At 49.2% G+C, this 19,541-nt stretch carries 19 protein-coding genes; 13 read left to right on the top strand and 6 right to left on the bottom strand.

Features of this window, described 5'->3' with window-relative positions; genetic code table 11:
• From ACN0IC_RS07175 to ACN0IC_RS07165, 3 genes are all read left to right on the top strand, one after another.
• On the top strand, positions 1-305 hold a 305-nt coding region (locus tag ACN0IC_RS07175), incomplete at its 5' end, for a hypothetical protein (RefSeq protein WP_416878084.1).
• 201 nt (positions 306-506) lie between these two features.
• Entirely contained in the window at positions 507-1,685 is a 1,179-nt protein-coding gene (locus tag ACN0IC_RS07170) for an acyl-CoA dehydrogenase family protein (protein ID WP_416878083.1), read from the top strand.
• 2 nt (positions 1,686-1,687) lie between these two features.
• Positions 1,688-2,824: an acyl-CoA dehydrogenase family protein gene (locus ACN0IC_RS07165; protein ID WP_416878082.1), complete on the top strand. Its 1,137-nt coding sequence runs from the start codon at positions 1,688-1,690 to the stop codon at positions 2,822-2,824.
• A 34-nt stretch (positions 2,825-2,858) separates the two neighbouring features.
• Here the strand turns inward: ACN0IC_RS07165 and ACN0IC_RS07160 are convergent, their stop codons facing one another.
• Positions 2,859-3,575 (bottom strand): CAP domain-containing protein, encoded by a 717-nt coding sequence (locus ACN0IC_RS07160; protein ID WP_416878081.1) that lies wholly within the window; start codon positions 3,573-3,575, stop codon positions 2,859-2,861.
• Between the two features lie 91 nt (positions 3,576-3,666).
• Positions 3,667-5,667, bottom strand: a complete 2,001-nt coding sequence (locus tag ACN0IC_RS07155) for a transglycosylase domain-containing protein (protein ID WP_416878080.1) — start codon at positions 5,665-5,667, stop codon at positions 3,667-3,669.
• Between the two features lie 18 nt (positions 5,668-5,685).
• Between ACN0IC_RS07155 and ACN0IC_RS07150 the strand changes: the two genes are divergently transcribed.
• The 5 genes from ACN0IC_RS07150 to spt all read left to right on the top strand — a co-directional run bounded on the left by ACN0IC_RS07150 (position 5,686) and on the right by spt (position 10,626).
• Positions 5,686-6,174, top strand: a complete 489-nt coding sequence (locus tag ACN0IC_RS07150; RefSeq protein WP_416878079.1) for a YcgN family cysteine cluster protein — start codon at positions 5,686-5,688, stop codon at positions 6,172-6,174.
• 256 nt (positions 6,175-6,430) lie between these two features.
• A complete protein-coding gene (locus ACN0IC_RS07145; RefSeq protein ID WP_416878078.1) occupies positions 6,431-8,215 on the top strand; it encodes a fatty acyl-AMP ligase in 1,785 nt (594 codons plus the stop codon).
• A 6-nt stretch (positions 8,216-8,221) separates the two neighbouring features.
• Entirely contained in the window at positions 8,222-9,130 is a 909-nt protein-coding gene (locus ACN0IC_RS07140) for an NAD-dependent epimerase/dehydratase family protein (RefSeq protein WP_416878077.1), read from the top strand.
• Between the two features lie 3 nt (positions 9,131-9,133).
• Positions 9,134-9,388 (top strand): acyl carrier protein, encoded by a 255-nt coding sequence (locus ACN0IC_RS07135; RefSeq protein ID WP_416878076.1) that lies wholly within the window; start codon positions 9,134-9,136, stop codon positions 9,386-9,388.
• Positions 9,389-9,396: 8 nt separating this feature from the next.
• Positions 9,397-10,626, top strand: a complete 1,230-nt coding sequence (gene spt / locus ACN0IC_RS07130) for a serine palmitoyltransferase (protein WP_416878075.1) — start codon at positions 9,397-9,399, stop codon at positions 10,624-10,626.
• A gap of 3 nt (positions 10,627-10,629) precedes the next feature.
• Here the strand turns inward: spt and ACN0IC_RS07125 are convergent, their stop codons facing one another.
• From ACN0IC_RS07125 to ACN0IC_RS07110, 4 genes are read right to left on the bottom strand one after another with little or no spacing between them, the layout of a single operon-like run.
• Positions 10,630-11,547, bottom strand: a complete 918-nt coding sequence (locus tag ACN0IC_RS07125; RefSeq protein WP_416878074.1) for a hypothetical protein — start codon at positions 11,545-11,547, stop codon at positions 10,630-10,632.
• Positions 11,544-12,482, bottom strand: a complete 939-nt coding sequence (locus ACN0IC_RS07120; protein ID WP_416878073.1) for a diacylglycerol kinase family protein — start codon at positions 12,480-12,482, stop codon at positions 11,544-11,546. The genes ACN0IC_RS07125 and ACN0IC_RS07120 overlap by 4 nt, the downstream gene beginning before the upstream one ends.
• A gap of 9 nt (positions 12,483-12,491) precedes the next feature.
• Positions 12,492-13,571: an LptF/LptG family permease gene (locus ACN0IC_RS07115; RefSeq protein ID WP_416878072.1), complete on the bottom strand. Its 1,080-nt coding sequence runs from the start codon at positions 13,569-13,571 to the stop codon at positions 12,492-12,494.
• Positions 13,564-14,778: an LptF/LptG family permease gene (locus ACN0IC_RS07110; RefSeq protein WP_416878071.1), complete on the bottom strand. Its 1,215-nt coding sequence runs from the start codon at positions 14,776-14,778 to the stop codon at positions 13,564-13,566. Before ACN0IC_RS07110 ends, ACN0IC_RS07115 begins: the two co-directional genes overlap by 8 nt.
• Positions 14,779-14,882: 104 nt before the next feature.
• Here ACN0IC_RS07110 and ACN0IC_RS07105 point away from each other — a divergent pair, with 104 nt between their 5' ends.
• From ACN0IC_RS07105 to ACN0IC_RS07085, 5 genes are read left to right on the top strand one after another with little or no spacing between them, the layout of a single operon-like run.
• The gene (locus ACN0IC_RS07105; protein ID WP_416878070.1) at positions 14,883-15,455 is read left to right on the top strand and encodes a DUF2141 domain-containing protein; all 573 of its coding nucleotides are present in this window, start codon (positions 14,883-14,885) and stop codon (positions 15,453-15,455) included.
• A 45-nt stretch (positions 15,456-15,500) separates the two neighbouring features.
• Entirely contained in the window at positions 15,501-16,649 is a 1,149-nt protein-coding gene (locus tag ACN0IC_RS07100; protein WP_416878069.1) for a hypothetical protein, read from the top strand.
• Positions 16,646-17,410 (top strand): NTP transferase domain-containing protein, encoded by a 765-nt coding sequence (locus ACN0IC_RS07095; RefSeq protein WP_416878068.1) that lies wholly within the window; start codon positions 16,646-16,648, stop codon positions 17,408-17,410. The genes ACN0IC_RS07100 and ACN0IC_RS07095 overlap by 4 nt, the downstream gene beginning before the upstream one ends.
• Positions 17,397-18,779, top strand: a complete 1,383-nt coding sequence (locus ACN0IC_RS07090) for a lipopolysaccharide biosynthesis protein (protein WP_416878067.1) — start codon at positions 17,397-17,399, stop codon at positions 18,777-18,779. Before ACN0IC_RS07095 ends, ACN0IC_RS07090 begins: the two co-directional genes overlap by 14 nt.
• Positions 18,760-19,491, top strand: a complete 732-nt coding sequence (locus ACN0IC_RS07085; protein ID WP_416878066.1) for an HAD family hydrolase — start codon at positions 18,760-18,762, stop codon at positions 19,489-19,491. Before ACN0IC_RS07090 ends, ACN0IC_RS07085 begins: the two co-directional genes overlap by 20 nt.
• The last annotated feature ends 50 nt before the right edge of the window (positions 19,492-19,541 follow it).

Raw genomic sequence — 19,541 nt, 5'->3', positions numbered from 1 at the left:
CCGTCGCAAGGGCCTCTCAGTCCCACCGTCCGATACACCAACACGCCACGCTAGCACGCCTGTCCGTGTGTCCGGAACATAAGAAACATAGCTTGCTTGGGACGGGGGAGGACGCATCTCTGAAAGAAAATTATAAGTCGTTGAAATGGTGTAATAATTTGGCAGGCACGAGTCCGCATAAATACGGATTAAGTTTGATGACGCTCCAAGCCAGAGCTTCCTCCAATGCTCGCAAAGCAGGGATAGCGTCTCCCCTATATGATAATATAGAGTTTACTATTAGACTGCCCAAAGACAGTCGATAAGCTTTACATAATTTTGAATCTCGACAAGGGTCTAAACTTAGAGCGGAGTGTTCTTTATAAACCTCAATTGCCATTCGCACTGCGTGAGGCAATTATTCAGTTTCATCTAGTGGTCAAAGCGCGCCCTGCTGTCTAACACGTAGTCACCCAAATGTGTGCTTTCTAAATGTCACACGTAAACCCTAGCGCTTGAGGCTCATCATGTCTGATCTCGACTCTTTTAAACTCGAAGCCAGAGCTTGGCTTGAAGAAAACTGTCCCAAAGAAATGCGGGTGCCCATGAAGACAGAAGATGATGCCTGTTGGGGCGGTCGTCACTGGACTTTCCAGAGCGAGGCGCAGCAGATTTGGCTGGAACGAATGGTTGCCAAAGGCTGGACGGTTCCTACTTGGCCGAAAGAATATGGCGGCGCGGGCCTTAGCCGCGCTGAAGAAGCTGTCTTGCGCAAGGAAATGGCCCGTATTGGCGCGCGTATCCCGTTATCCAGTTTTGGCATTTGGATGCTCGGCCCGGCGCTCTTGAAATTTGGAAATGAAGCGCAAAAGAAAGAACACCTCCCGAAAATTGCGCGAGGAGAAATTCGTTGGTGTCAGGGATACTCCGAACCCAATGCGGGGTCAGATTTGGCTTCGCTCGCGACCAAGGCCGAGGACAAAGGAGATCACTATCTGGTCAATGGCCAGAAAGTCTGGACCTCTTATGCGGATAAATCAGACTGGATTTTCTGTTTGGTGCGAACAGATAATTCAGGCCGCAAGCATGAGGGAATCTCTTTTCTTTTGTTCGATATGGAGAGCGAAGGCGTTGACGCGCGGCCAATCTCGCTCATTTCCGGAAAGTCCGCTTTTTGCGAAACTTTCTTTGAGGATGTCAAAGTACCAAAAGAACAATTGGTCGGCGAAGTTGGTAAAGGTTGGTCTATTGCCAAATATTTGCTGACCCATGAACGCGAAATGATTGGTGGGTCAGGAGAGGGCGTGACGCGCCCTCTGCACGAGATCGCGGCGGGATCAATCGGTCTCGAAAACGGAAAACTCGCTGATTCCATGCTTCGCACAAAATTGGCAGAAACAGAAATTGACGAATGGGCTTTCAAACTCACAATGCAGCGTAAGCTTAGCGAGGCCAAAGCGGGCGCGTCGCTCGGCGCGGACAGCTCCATGCTGAAATATTATGGGACGGAACTTAATAAGCGCCGGTTCGAGCTAATGATGGATGCGGCCGGATATGACGGATTGGAGTGGGAAGGCGAACGATCCGAAGGCGGAAAACTCGCCCGGGACTGGCTTCGTACGAAAGCGAATTCCATTGAGGGCGGGACGTCTGAAGTCCAGCTTAATATCATCTCCAAACATATTCTCCAGCTTCCAGGCGCGTAACTATGGCACTCCTCCTAAATGAAGACGAAAAAATGCTCAGCGAAACAGCTGAGGGCTTTTTCAAGAACAAAGCGCCCGTTGCGGAACTTCGAAAGCTTCGCGATAGCCAGGACGAGAAAGGTTATTCTGAAGCGCTCTGGTCAGAGATGGCTGAGATGGGCTTTGCCGGCGTTTTAGTGCCTGAGGATCAAGGCGGCGTCGATATGGGCGTGATGGCTGCTGGATTATTGGCCGAACAAATGGGCCGTAATCTGAGCGCGACGCCTTTCTTCTCGACGTCGGTTCTCTCTGCAAGCGCGCTTAAAAATAGCGGCGGCGATCTCTCAAAAAACTGGCTGGAAAAAATTGCCGGGGGAGACGCGATTGTCTCTTTTGCGATTGATGAAGGCGCAAAGCACAATCCGCTTGGCACTGAAACGCGTGCGGAACGCTCCGGAAACGGTTTCAAGATTACCGGCAGTAAAGTCATGGTACTCGACGCGCATGTCGCGGACGCTCATATCGTTGTCGCCCGTACGGGCGGCGAGCCTGGAGACCGGGAGGGTTTGAGCCTTTTTCTTGTTGAGAAAACCGCTGAGAACCTCTCTGTAGAACGTACGATTATGGTGGACAGCCATAACGCCGGGCGAGTTGAACTCAACGGTGTCGAAGTCACCGCTGAGGCCATGTTGGGCGCCGAAGGTGAGGGCGCAGACGTGCTCGAGAAAGTGTTAGGGGCCGGACGCGCTGTTTTATCCGCAGAACTTCTTGGGGCCGGATCGCAGGCATTTGAAGATACTGTGGCGTATATCAAGGAGCGTAAACAATTCGGCAAAATCATCGGAGAGTTTCAAGCCCTTCAACATCGCGCGTCCCACTTATATTCCGAGCTAGAGCTTTGCCGTTCTGCTGTGCTTGCGGCTTTATCCGCACAAGATGATGGCGACAAAAATGCGGCCAAGATGGCGGGTATGGCCAAAATAAAACTGGGCCAGGTTGCCAAGCTCGCTGCGCTCGAAGGCATTCAAATGCATGGCGGGGTCGGTATGACGGACGAGTATGATATCGGGCTTTTTCTCAAACGCATCCGTGTGTTGCAGGAATTACTAGGCGACGGAAATTACCATCTGGACGATTTCGCAAAGGCGAGCGGCTACTAAGCTGCTTTAGACGTAGATTTGATTCGGGCTGACGCTAATGCGCGTCAGCTGACTTGTAGCTTTTCCCGTCCAAGGGGCTGGCAACAACCATGCCCCAATATGTGGAATAGGTCGTACGAGGTTCATAGACGAGGGCAATGCCAAAATCGACGACATCGTTGCGCAATAGGTTTTCATTATGCCCGGGACTATCTTTCCAGGCTTGAAACACATCATCCCAGCTCTTCTGACCCGTAGCGACATTTTCGCCAGCGATTGAGAAATAGTATCCTTGGCGCTGTACCCGGTCGCCATGCGTGGATCCGTCTGTTCCAGTATGGGAGATAATTCCGGCTTTTGCCAAATCCTTGGCATGGACCTTTGAGGCTAAATTGAGCTTGTTGTTCAATTTGACCGGACCTAATCCGTGTTCTGCACGATACGCGTTCAAATCCGCGACAGCAACATCAACATCAAGTGGTTCCGGTGGAATAGACGGAAATACAGGGTTTGAACCAAACCCATCATTGAGACGGCACTGAGCTTCGGGTTTGGAAACATCGGGTTGATAAGTCACGGCCCCGCGGCATTTTTTATCCGCTTTACAAAGCGACGAGCATTCTTCGGGTGTTGAAACAGGATAGATGGCATAGGTGCCGTCATCTTCGTCAAATTCGCCGACCTTATTATCGACCGCAAAGGCGGACGCGCTCAGAGAAAAAAAACAAACCAAAGATAAAATTAACTGCTTGACCCTCATGTCGCTAGACATACCCAATCTCCCTGCTCTGAAAAGCCAAGATAACAGTTAAATCTTTACCTAAGCGTTAGGATGGGGATTAATTATCAGAAAGGAAAAAGGCCTATCGGCCAGCCGTTGAAAACTGGCCAGAGGAGGGCGAGACGCCATTGGCCATATTTCGCTCTCTTTCAAAGGCCTGGGAGAGTGATTCGTAAAACGCAACCTGCCTTTGGACGCGCGGGTCATCCGGTGTGGGATCCGGCGCTGGGAGAGGCCTTACCTTGAGGCCCTTGTGAGCGTCGAGCATGAAAGCCTTCCAGGCATCGGCGGGCAGAAGCCCGCCTGTCACTTTTTGGGTCGGGCTATTGTCGTCATTGCCCATCCAAATCCCAGTCGTGTATTGAGCAGTAAAACCGACAAACCAAGCATCGCGATAATCTTGCGACGTGCCCGTTTTTCCAGCAGCGGGTCGATTGCCTAATTTCGCGCCATAGCCAGTGCCGGAATCGACGACGTCCCGCAGCATGCCTGTCATTTGCCGAGAATATGGCACAGCATAGGCGCGCGTAGGTTGAGCCTCCCGGCGCGTGTAAATTGAGCGCTTGGCCGTATCAGTGATTTCGGTAATGAAATAGGAAGGCTTGAGGAGCCCTTCATTGGCGAAGACCGAATAAGACGTGGTCAGCTCTAAAAGGTTAACTTCAGAGGTTCCCAGAGCAATAGAGTATTCTGGTCGCATTTCGGATTTTATTCCAAAACGCTTGGCCGTACTCACGACTTTGGTAGGCCCTATCTCAGATCCGACCTGAGCCGCCACCGTGTTGATGGACAGCTTGAGGGCTTCTCTCAAAGTGATAGGGCCGCGATAGCGGCGCGTATAATTTTCCGGTGCCCATCCTTTGATTTCGATAGGTTGGTCAATACGTATTGTGCCCGGAGTAAAGCCTTCTTCCATGGCAGCGGCATAAACAATACTTTTGAACGCAGAACCGGGCTGCCGTTTTGCTTGACTGGCTCGATTGAACTTTGATGTGGCGTAGTCACGGCCGCCAACCAGAGCTCGGACGGCCCCTGTTTCATTTTCAATGCTGATAAGAGAGCCTTCACTTATATTTTTAGCCTTTCCTGACGTTTCTAATACTTTCTTTATGGCCGCATCAGCTTGTTTTTGCCTTTGTGTGTCGAGAGTTGTCCGGACAATCAGATCCTGTCTCTTCTCGCCGATAAGTTCATTCGCCCGATCGGTAACCAAGTCAAAGACATACCCGATCACGTCAGGATCTAGTAGAGGATCAGCGTCTTCAACCATAACAGGAGGAGATTTCCGGGCCTGTAACTCCTGCTCTGGCGAAATGAACCCGTTTGCTGTCATACGCTGCAAAACCAAATGAGAGCGGGAGAGGGCGCTATCAAAATTTCTGGTAGGATCATACCGGCTTGGCGCTTTGGGCAGAGCGGCCAAGAGGGCGGCTTCCGAAAGACTCAAGGTTCGGGCGCTGTGGCCAAAATATTTTTGAGAAGCCGCTTCAATTCCAAAGACTTGAGGCCCGAGATTGATCCGATTTATATAGAGTTCAAGGATTTCCGGTTTGCTCAACTGGGCTTCCATGTCGCGGGCGAGCAGCATTTCCTGCACTTTGCGCCGGTAGGTTTTCTCAGGCGAGAGGACCATGTTTTTAACCAGCTGTTGGGTGAGGGTGGAGGCGCCCTGCGATTTTTCACCAGTTGACGTATTGGTAAGCAGAGCGCGAAGTATAGCTTTATTGTCAATTCCGGTATGTTGATAAAAACGTTCGTCTTCGATCGCGAGAAAGGCATTAGCCGTATATCGGGAAAGCTCGTCGAGTTTGAGAGGCTCCCCGATATAGGGGCCACGATGCCCAATTACCTGTCCGTCCTTGTCCAGTAGCGTGATATTAGGCTTCAAATTCAATTCCCACATCGTCGCTTTATCCGGCAATTTAGGAAGGCCATCGAGAAAATAATGACGGGCCTGTAAATAAGACGCGGTCATGAGGATGCAAATAACCACTAAAACAGCTACCCAGATATTACGTTTGCGACGCTGGCGATTGTCATTGGCGACGTTAATGTCTGCGCGGTAGGTTGGCATATCTTCCATATAGTGTAAGGGGCCTGAATGGTTGCTAAATCAAATCTTCCCTTTTGGAAAACCAAAAATATGGCCGAATTGAGCCGAGAACAGTGGGAAAGCCTGTGTGATGGCTGCGGAAAGTGTTGTTGCATCCGTCTGGAGGATGAAGATGACGGTTCTGTTTATGTGACAGATGTGTCCTGCCATTTGTTTAATCCTGAGACTTGTGCCTGTAAGGATTACAAGAATCGTAAATCCATTGTTCCGGATTGTGTCACGTTGACGGCGGCAACGGTTGATCAGCTTCACTGGATGCCCGAAACTTGTGCCTACCGCCTTGTTTCCAAAGGGAAAGATTTGCCGGACTGGCATCATCTAATTTCTGGCTCTCGGGAAACCATACATGAGGCTGGTATGAGTGTCCGCAATCAAGTCGAAAGCGAAGCCAAGGTGTCAGATGAAGAACTGCCCCGCCGAATTGTCATCTGGCCCGGCGAACCTGACTATACGAAGAAGCTTGATTCTGCATCTTAATGAAGCCGAGAATTATCTCGGCTGAATTATTGAAAGAATGATTTGATCCGACTGTATCTGGCAGGGAATGACGAAAAACTGTGTTTTTTATGTTACAGTTATGTCACAATTTGTATCAAAGCGTGAGAAACTGCTGTTTATGGGTGTGTTAGGGACATATTTACCTCATAGGGTCAAACCCTTATTGACAGTTTTTTGACGAAGCGACCTTAAATGTTCCTGTAGAGAACAAAGCGCGTTAAAAGCGGAAAAGAATATGACAGACACTACAGCGCGAGCCCTTGCCGCCAACGACCTTTCTCCAACACCTACTCATCGCGGTCAGCCGATACGGCATAGCGATTTTGAGACTTTGTGTGATGGGCTGGATTATGCAGCCGAAGGTAATACCGGTCTGAATTATTTTGACGGAAAAGCGGTTTTGAAGACGGTTTTAAGCTATAGAGAGCTCAGAGAGCGCTCTATCGAACTGGCTTATCGGCTCGTAAAATTTGCGCCTAAAAACTCCCGCATTGGTTTGGCAGCGGTCTCTACGCCAGAGTTCGCTGTTCTTTTCTTCGCCTGTCAATATGCAGGATTGGTTCCGGCGCCGCTGCCGCTGCCCGTGACCCTGGGCGGACGCGGAAGCTATGAAAGACAGCTGCAACGGATGGCCGATACCGGCGACTTCCACGCGCTGTTTACGCCTGATTCGATGGAACCTATTATGAGCTCGGCCTTGAACGACCAAGCAATACCGGTTCTGACCTTTAGTGATGTCGAGGCGCTTCCAAAAGGAGATAAACTACGTAAATTTAACAGCGAAGACTTGTGTTATATTCAGTATTCTTCCGGCAGCTCCAGTTCTCCAAAGGGTATTATTGGCACTCAATCAACGGTTTCGGCCAATTGTCATGCTATCACGAAACATGGCTTGAAAATAAATGAAACAGACCGTGCGACCAGCTGGTTACCCCTTTACCACGATATGGGTCTTATCGGTTTCATGCTCGCCCCTATGATGAGCCAGCTCACAGTCGATTACATTGACCCTCAGGATTTTACCCGCCGACCGATCACATGGCTACAGCTTATCAATGACCATAAAGGCACATTGTCCTATTCTCCCACCTTCGGGTATGAGCTTTGCGTCCGGCGTTGGCGCGAAGACAGAGAGCTTGATCTTTCTAGCTGGCGCGCCGCCGGTATTGGCGGAGACATGGTGCGTCCTGAGCCTTTAACCGAATTTGAAGACCTGTTTGAGCCCATGGGTTTCAAACGGGGTGCGTTCACACCGAGCTATGGCTTGGCGGAAACCACATTGGCGGCAAGTTTTGCGCCTTTGGGACAGGGATTGAAAAAGCATACGATTGATATGGACCGCTATGAGCGCACGACCGAGGCGGTGACGGCTTCCGAGCTCACTCCAGCGGCTGCCCGCCGGACATTTGTCGCCTGCGGCACGGTTTTACCGGATCATGAGATTGAGATTCGCGACATCAAAAACAATGTTCTGACCGGGTCAAAAGTCGGTCGGATTTGCCTCAGAGGCCCTAGTGTTTCTCCGGGTTACTTTCGGAACTCTCAGGCTACAGAAGCTGCTTTCACCAAAGAAGGGTGGCTTGATACAGGTGATCTCGGTTACTGGCTGGATGATCAGCTTGTCGTAACAGGTCGTTCAAAAGACTTAATTCTTTGGCATGGCCGCAATATTTGGCCGCAGGATATAGAATGGGCGGCTCAAGCGGCCGCGCCCCATCGTTGCGGCCGCGCCTGTGCTTTTGCGATTGGCGGCGCAGGGGATGAGAAGCAAATCATGCTTCTGCTGGAATGCCGGACACGGGACCAGAGTCTTCTCGATGAAATTTTCAAGGCTGTCACGGCGGCAATCCGGTTGGAAGTCGGCGTCCCCGTTAGACTTCAGCTTGTTCCCAAATCTACAATGATTGTGACCAGTTCAGGCAAACTATCCCGTGCCCGGGTGAAGGAAAAATTTGCGTCTGGCGGGATTATTGACCTTCAGAACGCAGAGTCGATCCGCGTTGTCCAATCCGAGACTTAGTCACCAATGCCTCGAATAATTGCGCTGACCGGCGCAACGGGGTTTCTTGGACAACACCTTCTTAAAGGCTTGTTGGATAATGGATATGGAGTGAAGGCGTTAGCACGTCGTCCCGGCGGCCTTTCAGGTTTTTCACATAAAAATCTTGAGGTTATCGAAGGGGATTTGGCAACCGATTTGTCCGGCTGGGCTAAAGGCGCAGATTGCGTAATTCACCTCGCTGGTTTGGTAAAGGCGCCCTCCTGGAAACATTTTGAGTCCGTAAATGTGAACGGAGCCAAGGCCGTCGCGAAAGCGGCTGAAAACGCCAACGTTCCTCGCTTGATACTACTTTCGTCGATGACGGCCCGAGAGCCGGGCTTAAGTTTCTATGCTAAGTCAAAGAAACTGGGCGAGCAGGCTGTAAAGGCCGAATTTTCCGGAAAACTGGCGGTGATTCGGGCGCCTGCCGTTTTTGGTCCGGGCGATAAGGCGACAAAGCCAATATTTGATTTAATGAAACGGGGTTTCTTACTGGTCGCAGGCGGCCGGGGTTGGAAAACCCGATCCGTCGCTATGGTTTATGTTCATGACTTGGTTGACGACTTGATAGCGAGAGCATTGAAGGGAGAATATGACAACAAGTCAGTTTCGCCCGCAACTGTCAAAGCCTTAAGCATGCCGGAGCTGGCCAATTACGGAGAGGACGCATTTAACAGGTCTGTGCGCGCTTTTCCGGTTCCACTCTTCATACTTTATCCTATTGCCGCTATTACGACTTTGACTTTACGACTGTTTTCTATAGGGCACTTGTCTCTAGGAAAACTGGCTGAGTTCCGTTATGAGCACTGGCAAAGTAACGACTTGGTTTCGAATCCCACCCCCATGGTTGAGGCCATTTCAAAAACCGTTCAAAGCTATGATGCGCCGGAATAATTTATGACATCTTCGCCAAATCGTGATGAGATTTTCGCTAAAGTCTGCGAGCTCCTTAAGCCTTATAATCCCCAGAACCGTCCGATATATCGGGAGAGCGGGATTATGTCTGACTTGGAAGTCGATTCTGTCGCGGTATTTGATTTGGTGATGGGCCTTGAAGATCACTATGATATTTCTATTCCTATGGAGATGGTGAGCGATATCAAAACTGTGGGAGAGCTCGTCAACGCCATCAAAGAACTCACTTCGGAATAGGACGGACGATGTCTTCTCTTTTTGACAAATACACGCCGCTCAAAACACGCGTCGATATGATGATGAAAATCGGACAAGACGCACTTGGCGTGCAGTTTGACGATATACTTGACGCGACAAGAGGGCGAATCGGAAATCGTGAGATTTTGCTCGCTGGAACAAATAACTATCTAGGCCTAACCTTTGACGAGGATTGCGTTTCTGCCGCTAAGAAAGCGATTGAAACTCATGGCACAGGCACAACTGGTTCACGCGTTGCCAACGGATCCTATGCCGAGCATGTAGACCTTGAAAAGGCCTTGGCTGATCATTTGGGGATGCCAAGCTGCGTCGTTTTTACCACGGGATACCAGACCAACCTTGCGGCTATTGCGGCGCTTGCCGGCGAAAAAGATATAATTTTCATGGATGCCGATGCTCATGCCTGCATTATTGACGGGACACGTCTGACCGGAGCGTCGACAATCCGCTTTCGTCATAATTCACCCGAAGATCTGGATAAACGCCTTGCCCGGCATGGAGATATTGAGGGCGGGCATGCTCTGGTCGTGATTGAGGGCATGTATTCCATGTTTGGTGACATTGCCCCGGTCGATGAATTTGTTGACGTGACACATCGCCATGGCGGATATCTTTATATTGACGAAGCCCATAGCTACGGCGTTTTCGGCCCAACCGGATGCGGGATTGCGGAAGAACAGGGCGTCCTGGATAAGGTCGATTTTATTTCCGGAACGTTCTCGAAGAGCCTGGCTTCTGTTGGCGGCTTTTGTGCATCTCGACACAAAGAATTTGAAATTACGCGGAAAATCATGCGGCCCTATATGTTTACGGCCTCTGCGACGCCGTCCAATATCGCTGCGGCCCGCGCTGCAGTTGAAAAGGTCAAGTCAGGCGGACATTTGCGCGCCAATCTCAAAGAGCGCTCCGAACAGCTTCATGCAGGACTAAAAGAAATGGGGTATGATCTGTGTTCAGAGGCGAGCCCGGTTATTGCGATACGCCGTCCTAATGAAGCGGTTGCCGCCATGGAGTGGAATTGGCTGATTGAAAACGGCGTTTATGTAAATCTGGCCGTGCCGCCGGGAACCCCGCAAAGTTCAAGCCTGCTGCGTATCAGCCTGTCTGCTGCTCACACCAAAGAAGATATCGACACACTCCTGAAAGCCTTTGGCAACCTCAAAAACGCTCAAGAGGAAATGATGCAGGATATGGCGGCTAAACTCGCAGCGGAGTAAATCCTAGCGAAACGCGCCTTTTCGCCAAAGTTGCCACCCCATAATGGGGGAGGTGAGAACCGGATGTTTTCTTTGGAAAGGTGTCGGCTGATAATCCACCCCTGAATGATTTTTTAGCTTTCTGAGCACATAATCCAGACCGCCCTCAAATGTGGCCGCGCTATTCAATATTCTGAGGATCGAAAGCGGCTTGCCTTGGATGCGTCGCCAAAACCAGAGACGTTTTACTCTGCTTTTATTCTCTTCTGATAATTTATACTGACCAGATTGATCCGGTTGACCGTAAAGCGCTGTTGTCAAAAAGGCGTATCTTTCGGAGAAGCGTTCGACAATTTCCTGTGAACGTCCAACAGAACTTTCAGGCCTTAGCTCTGTTCGGTAACTCTCGTAGAAACCCCGTCCCCATATTTCCGCTGCCGAGGCTTTTGGCGCAATTAACGGCGCGGACTGGCTGGCCATATACTGAACAGCATTGACCCGAGCCTGACATACGCGTTCGGAAATCGAATTGTCTTTGGCTCGCAGGAGTATGCAGGGTTGAGAAAAACGCCCCCAAACCTGGGACTGGAGAACTTTACCCGTACAGCGGCGTTCAAACTCTTTCAGACTAAGAATTGAATACTTACAGGTCGACAGAACCCCATCCTTCCCCTCACGTTCAATATAATAGACGGCCGGAGGAATGAGGCGGTTTAGCAGGGCACGCAGCCCTTTGCCGTGAACCGCGCGGTAACTGTCAACCAGAACATAAAAATCTAGCATCTTATCAGGATTGCTTATCTCTCTTAATGAAGACCCGTAATATACAAATGCAAGAACTCTATCTTTGTGCTGCTCTTCGATTGCGTCCAATACGTCATTTATTCTGGCGGGAGGGTCTAGGACTTCGGAACGGATTATCTTTAAAACCGAATCGTTCATCCTGCCCGCCAAAAGGTGACGGGGCGGGACGCAGAAATACGAAGCTTTTGTTCGCTAAAATCCAAAAAGTCTCCGTCCAGTGTGGCGGGTGCAGTTGTTTTTAAAGTCAACCGGTCGATATTATGACTATAATACCCATCTTGCGCGCGGTCTTGCTTTCGACCCATCCAAAGGCCAGCCACATTCCGGCCAAGTTTTCGGCTATCGGCCTCCGCCCAGGTCATCCGCAAAGGCGCGTCTTCTTCTCCCCAAAATGGATCCAGTCCCAGCATTAGGGAAGGTAAGGTTGTCATAATAGTCCCGAGGGCAACTCCCTTATGTTTAAAGAGAGTCTGACCGCCTAATCGAGCTTTCATTTTATGCTTTACAGGTGGCATGAGGCGGGATTTATCGCCCGTCACCGCTTTCAGAACAGCGCCGACGACGGCCGTGCCTCCGCCGACTCCGTTTCCGTTTAGTTTTTCCTGCGCAAATCGGCTGATATGAGGGAGTGCGCCCGTTGAGAACAGAAACCCATACAGTGGATTTGTCGGACTTCTATCCTGTTTAACTCGGTCTATTTTAACCAAAGAGATTGAGTGAGCTTTAATATTGCCGTCCTGGATTGTCCTTAAGTCGGTCAGATCTTTCAGTCCGATATTCCTGGCAATCTGATTGGTTGTTCCGCTTGGTAAAATGGAAACTGCAGGCAGGTTGTCATTCATATCATAGCTATTTAACAAGGCCGTCATGACCGTCCGCACGGTACCGTCTCCGCCCTCAATAAGAATATGGCGAGTGCGCTGTTCACGGGCCTTTTCCATGAGGGGCATAAGATCACTGCGATCCTGACTTATAAAGTGCTCACTATTTTCGGGCAGCGTTTTTAATGAAAGGGCTGACCCTTGCTTTGCAACAGATCGGGCTTTCGCATTAGAGATGGCCAATATTGACATAAGCTCACCCTAAAGGCTTTCGGTCCGGACAAGCATAAAAGCTCCAAACAGACCGAATAGAGCCAGTGGGAAGGTTATGGCGGTCGCTACGCCGATACCGCCGGACGTTGCAAAAGTCGCCATGGCTCCGTCAATAATCAGGAAGATAAATCCCATAGTAATACCGACAATAAGGGTTTTATCCCCTGTATCCTCTCTTCCAGTGCGTTGCATGAGAGGTACGCAGCATAAGAGCAAGATCAAAGCGGCCAATGGGCGGGTCAGGCGGTGAGCATGCCAAAAACTATAGGCAAAGCGGGGTTTAGAGCCTGAATTCCCTCGCATCATAAAGTTTCTCATCTCGGACATGGAAATATCGCGCGGTTCCGCCGCGAGGCGGGCAATAGACTCAGGTGTTTGGCTCGTTTCCCACATACGCGGAGAGGGGTCTCGAAGAGCGCTACGTTTTTCGCCATCAGATCCGGCCACTGTTAATATTCTGACGCCATGAAGTGACCAATTCGGGTCTGCATAATCTGCGCTTTTCGCCCAAAGAACTGATTTGACTTCTCCGGCATCCCCTCGCTCAAAGATTTGTATATCTCCCAGACGTGTATAGCTGATCCTTTCCGTTGCGCGGACAATATCCTGTCCATCCTCAAGCCATAAGGGGTTTTCGGAAGTAATATTTTTGACTTTATATTCCCCAATTCCCCAGTCCTGTAGTGCCCGGACAGCGGGCGCCATCGCAAAGTCAATAATAGTGATAGAAACTAGGCTAGCCCCAAATACGATAGGGGCAAGCAGTAGAATTTGTTTTGGCGCGGAAATTCCAAAACCCAATAAAGCCACTAATTCATGTTGTCGGATGAGCTTGACGAAAACCAGGAGGATAGCGACCACGAGCGTGAAAACAAATATTCGGTCAAAAATAACCGGGGCCCGCAACAGCATATAACGAAAAGTACCTTTGAAGCCTTCTCCGCTGGCAACGATATCAGCTCCATTAGCCAGGCTGTCGAGCAGGCCAATCAGAACCAACATACCAAATACGGTTCCTAACCAGGTAAACAAAAAGGTTTTAGAGAGATAGAGACCGAATTTAAGCACTGTCGGCCCCTGAGAGTTTCCCCCGAACACGGGAGACAGCAGAACGCGCCTCTTTCTGCCAATGTGCAACTTGCATGGCAAATGATGTCAGTGGAGGCTGGCCCATTTTATAAGCGCTTTTCCAAAATATATAGGCTGCAAAAATTGTGACTACAGTAATAACGGACCAAATACCGAGCCAGGGCGGAATTTTAGCTGAAGCGCCTAAACCTTGTCCGAATTCCAAGGCCTTTTGCAAGGAAACCAAGAATACGACACCTATGAAAATACCGGCAGAAGACGGGTTACGCCCGTAATTTAAGCCAAAAGGAACTGCAATGAAGGGGAGAAGGATTAATAAAAACGCACGGCCAACGCGCAAGTGTAAGGCGGCGTTATTGGTTTCTTTGGTGAGCGTATCGAGATAAGTGCCTTTACGGTTTTTGAATAATTCAACCGATGTGAGCTCTCTCTCATCATCGCCGCGGGCGCGGTATTCAATAACGGAAGCCGCTCCGGTCACGTCCGCACTGCTAAAGCTCAAATCACCATCAAACTGTTCATTATTTTCAACTTGATAATAGCGGCCAGAGGAAAGTTGCAAGACGGGATCGTTACTATCCTCTTGTACGACCAGACGTCCTTCATTAGCCGTTGTCATACGAAATCCGAGCTGATTTCCATCCTCGTCTTCTGTGGATTCATAAATAAAGATGGGGCCTATGGCGGATCCGGATAGGTCTGTTCCGGCAAAGAAAGTTCGGGTGCCTACCGTTGTAAAAGTCCCTTCGCGAAGAGCCGCCGTAAAACTCTGTTGTTTTACGACATTGACCAGCTGCCGATAATTATACCGGCCTACGGGTTGGAGGTAGCCTTCAATAAAAATCGTCAAACAGGCCAGGAAGGCGCCCAGCAGGACAAAAGGTTTCGTCATGTGAAAGAGCGAGACACCGGCCCCCAGGGCGGCAGTAAGCTCACTTGAGCGTGAAAACCGGTCTATAGTTATAATTGTTCCCAGTAGTAAGGCCATGGGAACTGCCATGCCGAGATAGTGCGGAAGAAGATTGTAGATCATTCGGGTCGCGTCAGCGGCTGGATTTGAGGAATTCGATACAATCTCAAAAATCCGCAAAAGTCTCTCCAAGAGGAGGACACAACATGCAAAAACGACCAGCCCACCGATATTCACGGAGGCCCGTTTGAAAAGATATAGGTTCAGCCTGCCCATCATCTCTGTAGTTAGACCTTTACTCTTTCTGTAAGCTGTCCATATTCAGTCTGTGTTCAGACCGACTGCATCACTATGAAATTAGGGCTTAATAAGGGCAGACCGTGAAAGCAAACTTACTTCACAGATTTTTATCCGAAATCTTTGTAATATTTACAATATTCGTGATTTTTTCAACCAGTGCGGTCGCTCAAAGCCGTGAAGTGGATGATGAGGAAGAGCCGGATGACGAAATTTCGGCTATCGGCAAAGAGTTAGGGCTTGAACTCTACGAAAGTGATAAATCCGATTATTGTGTAGAGGATGGCCTTCAAATTCGCGTCACTGTGAATAATGTCACCAAAGAAGGGATTCTAAAACTTGAGCTTTTTGGCGAGGATAACTTTCTCAGAAAAAGTGGCAAATTAAGAAGAATCCGTGTTCCAGCTGAGCAAGGGTCTCAAGAGTTATGCATTAATGTGCCCACACCGGGGTCTTATGCGGTTGTTGGCTATCATGATATTGACGGAGACCGCCGCCTTAAAAAGGCATGGAACTTCAAACCCCTAGAGCCATATGGCCTATCCGGAAACCCAGAGATAAAAGCCCTGCGTCTACCAAAATATTCAGAGACGAGCTTTGATGTTCCTTTGACGGGAACAGATATCGTCATCAATTTGGTTGACCTGTCAAAGTAAGCCGAACAAAAGCCCAATACTTGCTTTCCAAGCTTGGGGATTTTCGTGATTACTCAAATTGATATTATTGAGGTTTCAACTGCGTCGGACGAAAAGCGGTTTTTGTCTTTCCCCTATGACCTCTATAAAAACTCTCCAAATTGGCGGGCTCCGCTGCGGTTTGAACGGCAGCAGCAGATAAATCCTGAAAAAAACCCCGGCGCGCCGACGAATCGTCAGATTTTTCTAGCCGTTGCTGACAATCAAGTTGTTGGAAGAATTGCGGCCTTTATTCTTGATAAACACGATGCGCAATATGACGATAATACTGGGTTTTTTGGCTATTTTGACTGCCTCGACGACCCGGCTGTCGCAAAGTCCCTTTTATCCTCTGCGGAAACATGGCTGAGGACTGCCGGACGCAGCCGCATGGTAGGTCCTTCGCAATGGAGCGTAAATGAAGAGTGCGGTCTGTTAATTGACGGCTTCGACACGCCCCCGGTCATGATGATGCCGTTCGGCCGATCGGATTATCAAACTTATTGCGAATCATTTGGACTCATTAAGGCAGTCGATATGTATGCGTATCAAGCTGAGCTGGCGGCGGGTTATCCACGATCAAAATTTCTTCAGTCCCTTCTGAAATACGCCCAATCCAACAAATCAATTAAGTGGAGAAAGCTCGATAAGAAGAGCTTTCGGGATGACGTTGATTTGGTGATGGATATTTTTAATGACGCTTGGTCAGAAAATTGGGGGTTTCTACCCTTTAGTGATGATCAGATCGAACATATGGCCAAGGAAATAAAACCGCTTATTTTCGAAGATGGGTTCTGGATTGGTTATATCGACGATATTCCGGCCGCTTATATATGGATGGTTCCGGATCTAAACGCGTTGACGGAGGGCCTGGAGGGGAAGCTTCTTCCCTTCGGATGGGCAAAACTCGTTTGGCGGTTGAAGGTCTCAGGTGTAAAACAGGCCCGAATTCCACTGATGGGCCTCCGGAAAGCCCATCAAAATACGCGCAAAGGTCTGGCTTTGGTTGCCCAGCTTTGCGAGACGGTGTTTGCGGCGGGCCGAGAAAAGGGCTTCACCCATTGCGAACTGTCCTGGATATTGGAAGATAATAAAGGGATGATCGGAATCTGTGAGGAAGCCGCTGCAACCCGTTATAAAACCTATAGAATGTACGAAAAAAATATCGTCTCATGAAGCAGGTAACAACACTAGTATTAGCGGGGCAGAGGGCCGGCGTAGTCGATCCGCTTTGCGCCGAATTCGACGTTGAGTACAAAGTCGAAACCCCGATTTTGGGTCGACCCATGCTTGACTGGGTAGAAAGGGCGCTCGAGACGGCGGAACTTACCCGGCCTTATATGATTTCGGGTTATCCAAAGGCAGGCGAGGGGTGGTCAATTAAGGAAAGCGGAAAGGGCCCTGCAGACAGCGCTCTTATTGCTTTAAAAAATGCAAGCTTTCCTTGCCTTATGACAACAGGCGACCACCCATTATTAAGCGCTGAAATGATATCCAGCTTTGTTAATGGCTCAATTGCCAGCGGAGCAGATTTTTGCGTCGGTTTAGCCAATGAGGCCGTCATCCAAGACGCCTACCCCAAGACGAAACGAACTTATTTACGATTCTCCGATGAAGCGGTCTCGGGATGTAACCTGTTTTTTATCTCAAATGAAAAGGGTCTTGCCGCGCTCGAATTTTGGAAAGAGGCCCAACATCTGAGGAAGCAACCGCTTAAACTCGCCCGAAAAATAGGAATTGGCTTGGGTCTCAGATATGCGGTGGGTCGTTTATCGCTTAAGGGCGCCTTTGATGAGGCGGGTAAGAAAATAGGGATATCGGCAAAACCCGTTCTGCTTCCATTCGCCGAGGCCGCCATAGATGTTGACAAAGTCTCCGACCACCAATTGGTCAGTGAGATTTTAAAAAAGAGGGAGCTTTCAGATGAAAACTCCTGATTTAGGCATTCGATCTGATAAAACTGTCGGCAAGAGGATTGCGGCTAATACAGGCCTGCTTGTGGGGGCAAGAGGGCTTGGTGTTGTCCTGGGTTTGGCGACTTTGCTCATTACCGCAAAAGCGCTCGATAATCAGGTAAGCTTCGGGACGATTATCTTTTTACATGGGTATATGCTCTTCTTTGCAGAGGTGGCGACGTTTCAAAGCTGGCAATCTATTATCCGTTTTGGCTCTGATGACGTTCACAATGAAGATCCGAAGAGATTAGCGGGTCTGGTCAAGTTCGGCATTAAAATCGATGTTTTATCAGCAATATTAGCCTATGCAGGGGCGATTATATTATTCGAACTATATGCGCTCATTGTTGCCGCCTATCCCACTCTTGCCCCACAGGGCGGCGGATTTGACGTAGAGACACTCAAACCACTCGTCATAGCTTATTCAACTGTCGTTTTATTTCAGATTACAGGGACGCCCATCGGGATATTACGCTTGTTTGATAAATTTAACGGTTTGGCTTTCGCAGGAATCGTCATGCCGGGCATACGACTCCTGGGAGCAATTTTCGCGTATTTCATGGGGTGGGGAATGATAGGTTTTCTCTGCGTGTGGTATGTCGCTTCGGTGTCAGGTTATGTGTTCAAAGTTGCTCTTGGATTTGTGGAGCTTTTAAAGCGTCGATTGGCGGGTTCCGTCCTAAAGGCCGAAGACGGTTTTTTCAGGGCCAGGCCCGGACTGTGGAGTTTTGTCTGGAAATCCAACATAGACTCAACTCTTGCGGCTGGTGTCAATCAACTGCCTATACTCTTGGTCGGGGCTACATTCGGGCCGGCATTTGTGGCTATTTATAAGTGGGCGGAGGAAATCGCCAAATTACTCTCAGAAGGCGTAAAATTACTGGATCAGGTCATATATCCTGAACTGGCACGTATCGTCAGCGGAGGTGAGGGACGCCGCATATTGCGTCTGGTAACCCGTGCGAGCCTTGTTTCATTAGCCGTCGGAATGTTTTTAGCGGGAATTGTCGCTGTTTTTGGTCCATTCATCATAGAAGGAACGCTTGGCGCGGAATATGGCGGCGTTGTCCCCTTAGCAGTCGTTTTGGTCATTGGCGCCGCTCTTTTCGCGGCTGTCGCGCCGTTATTTCCTGTTTTTTATGCCGCCAACCGTCCGGAAAAAGCTATTTACGCCCGGGCTTTGGGACTGATTGTTTATGTCATAACCTTTTTTATCTTTACCCAATATTTTGGAGAGATTGGTTCGGCTCTGGCGGTTGTCGCGGGTTATTTCGTCGGTATGATTTTGGTCGTTATTTTAACGCGGCAGGTTTTGAAAGGCTTGGAAGATCGTGACGTCCAAACAGACTGACTTACCTATCATAGCCATATTTGATTTAGACTACACTCTCACCAAAAGAGGGACATGGGGAAGGTTTGTCTGGCGCACGGTTCGCTATAGACCCTATTTATGGCTGCCTCTTTTGCTCAGCACACTGATGTTCCAATGGCAGTATAAGCGCGGGAAAATCCCTAGAGGCGCCGTTAAAAAAACTATGATGCGATGGAGTTTGCAGCGCTATAACCGAACTAAATTACTGCCGATTGCAGAAGAGTTTGCTCGCAAGGAGGTTCAGAATTTGAGGCCGGGAGGGAGCCGGGCCTTGGAATATCACAAATCCCAGGGACATCACATAGTCCTGGCGAGCGCTGCCGTAGATTTGATTGTTGAGCCGATTGCGCATCATCTGAATATACCCGATTACGTCTCGACAATATTGGACTGGACAGAAAGCGGAAAACTTAAAGACACATTCAAATCACCAAATTGTTACGGGCAAGCAAAGCTGGATCGTGTCAAAGCCCTTCTTGCAGATGTTGCGCCGCAAGGCGCCTATACCTATTTCTATTCGGATAGCAAAGCGGATCTGCCGGTATTGGACTATGTGAATGTTCCAATAGTTATAGATCCGTCGAAGAAATTTGAGGTATTGGCAGAATTGCGCGGTTTTGAAATTCAATATTGGTTGGAAAAGGGAGAAGGATTCTTGCCTTTTGACCCTGAAGTTAAAAATTTGTCTTAAGGATAATAAAGACTGAATTTTAAACTTTATTGAAACTGTATTCGTTTTAA

It is taken from the genome of Litorimonas sp., assembly GCA_029936425.1.
Taxonomy (GTDB): Bacteria; Pseudomonadota; Alphaproteobacteria; order Caulobacterales; family Maricaulaceae; genus Litorimonas.
Note: the sequence above shows the minus strand (reverse complement) of the source record. Positions and strands in the feature narration are given on the sequence as shown.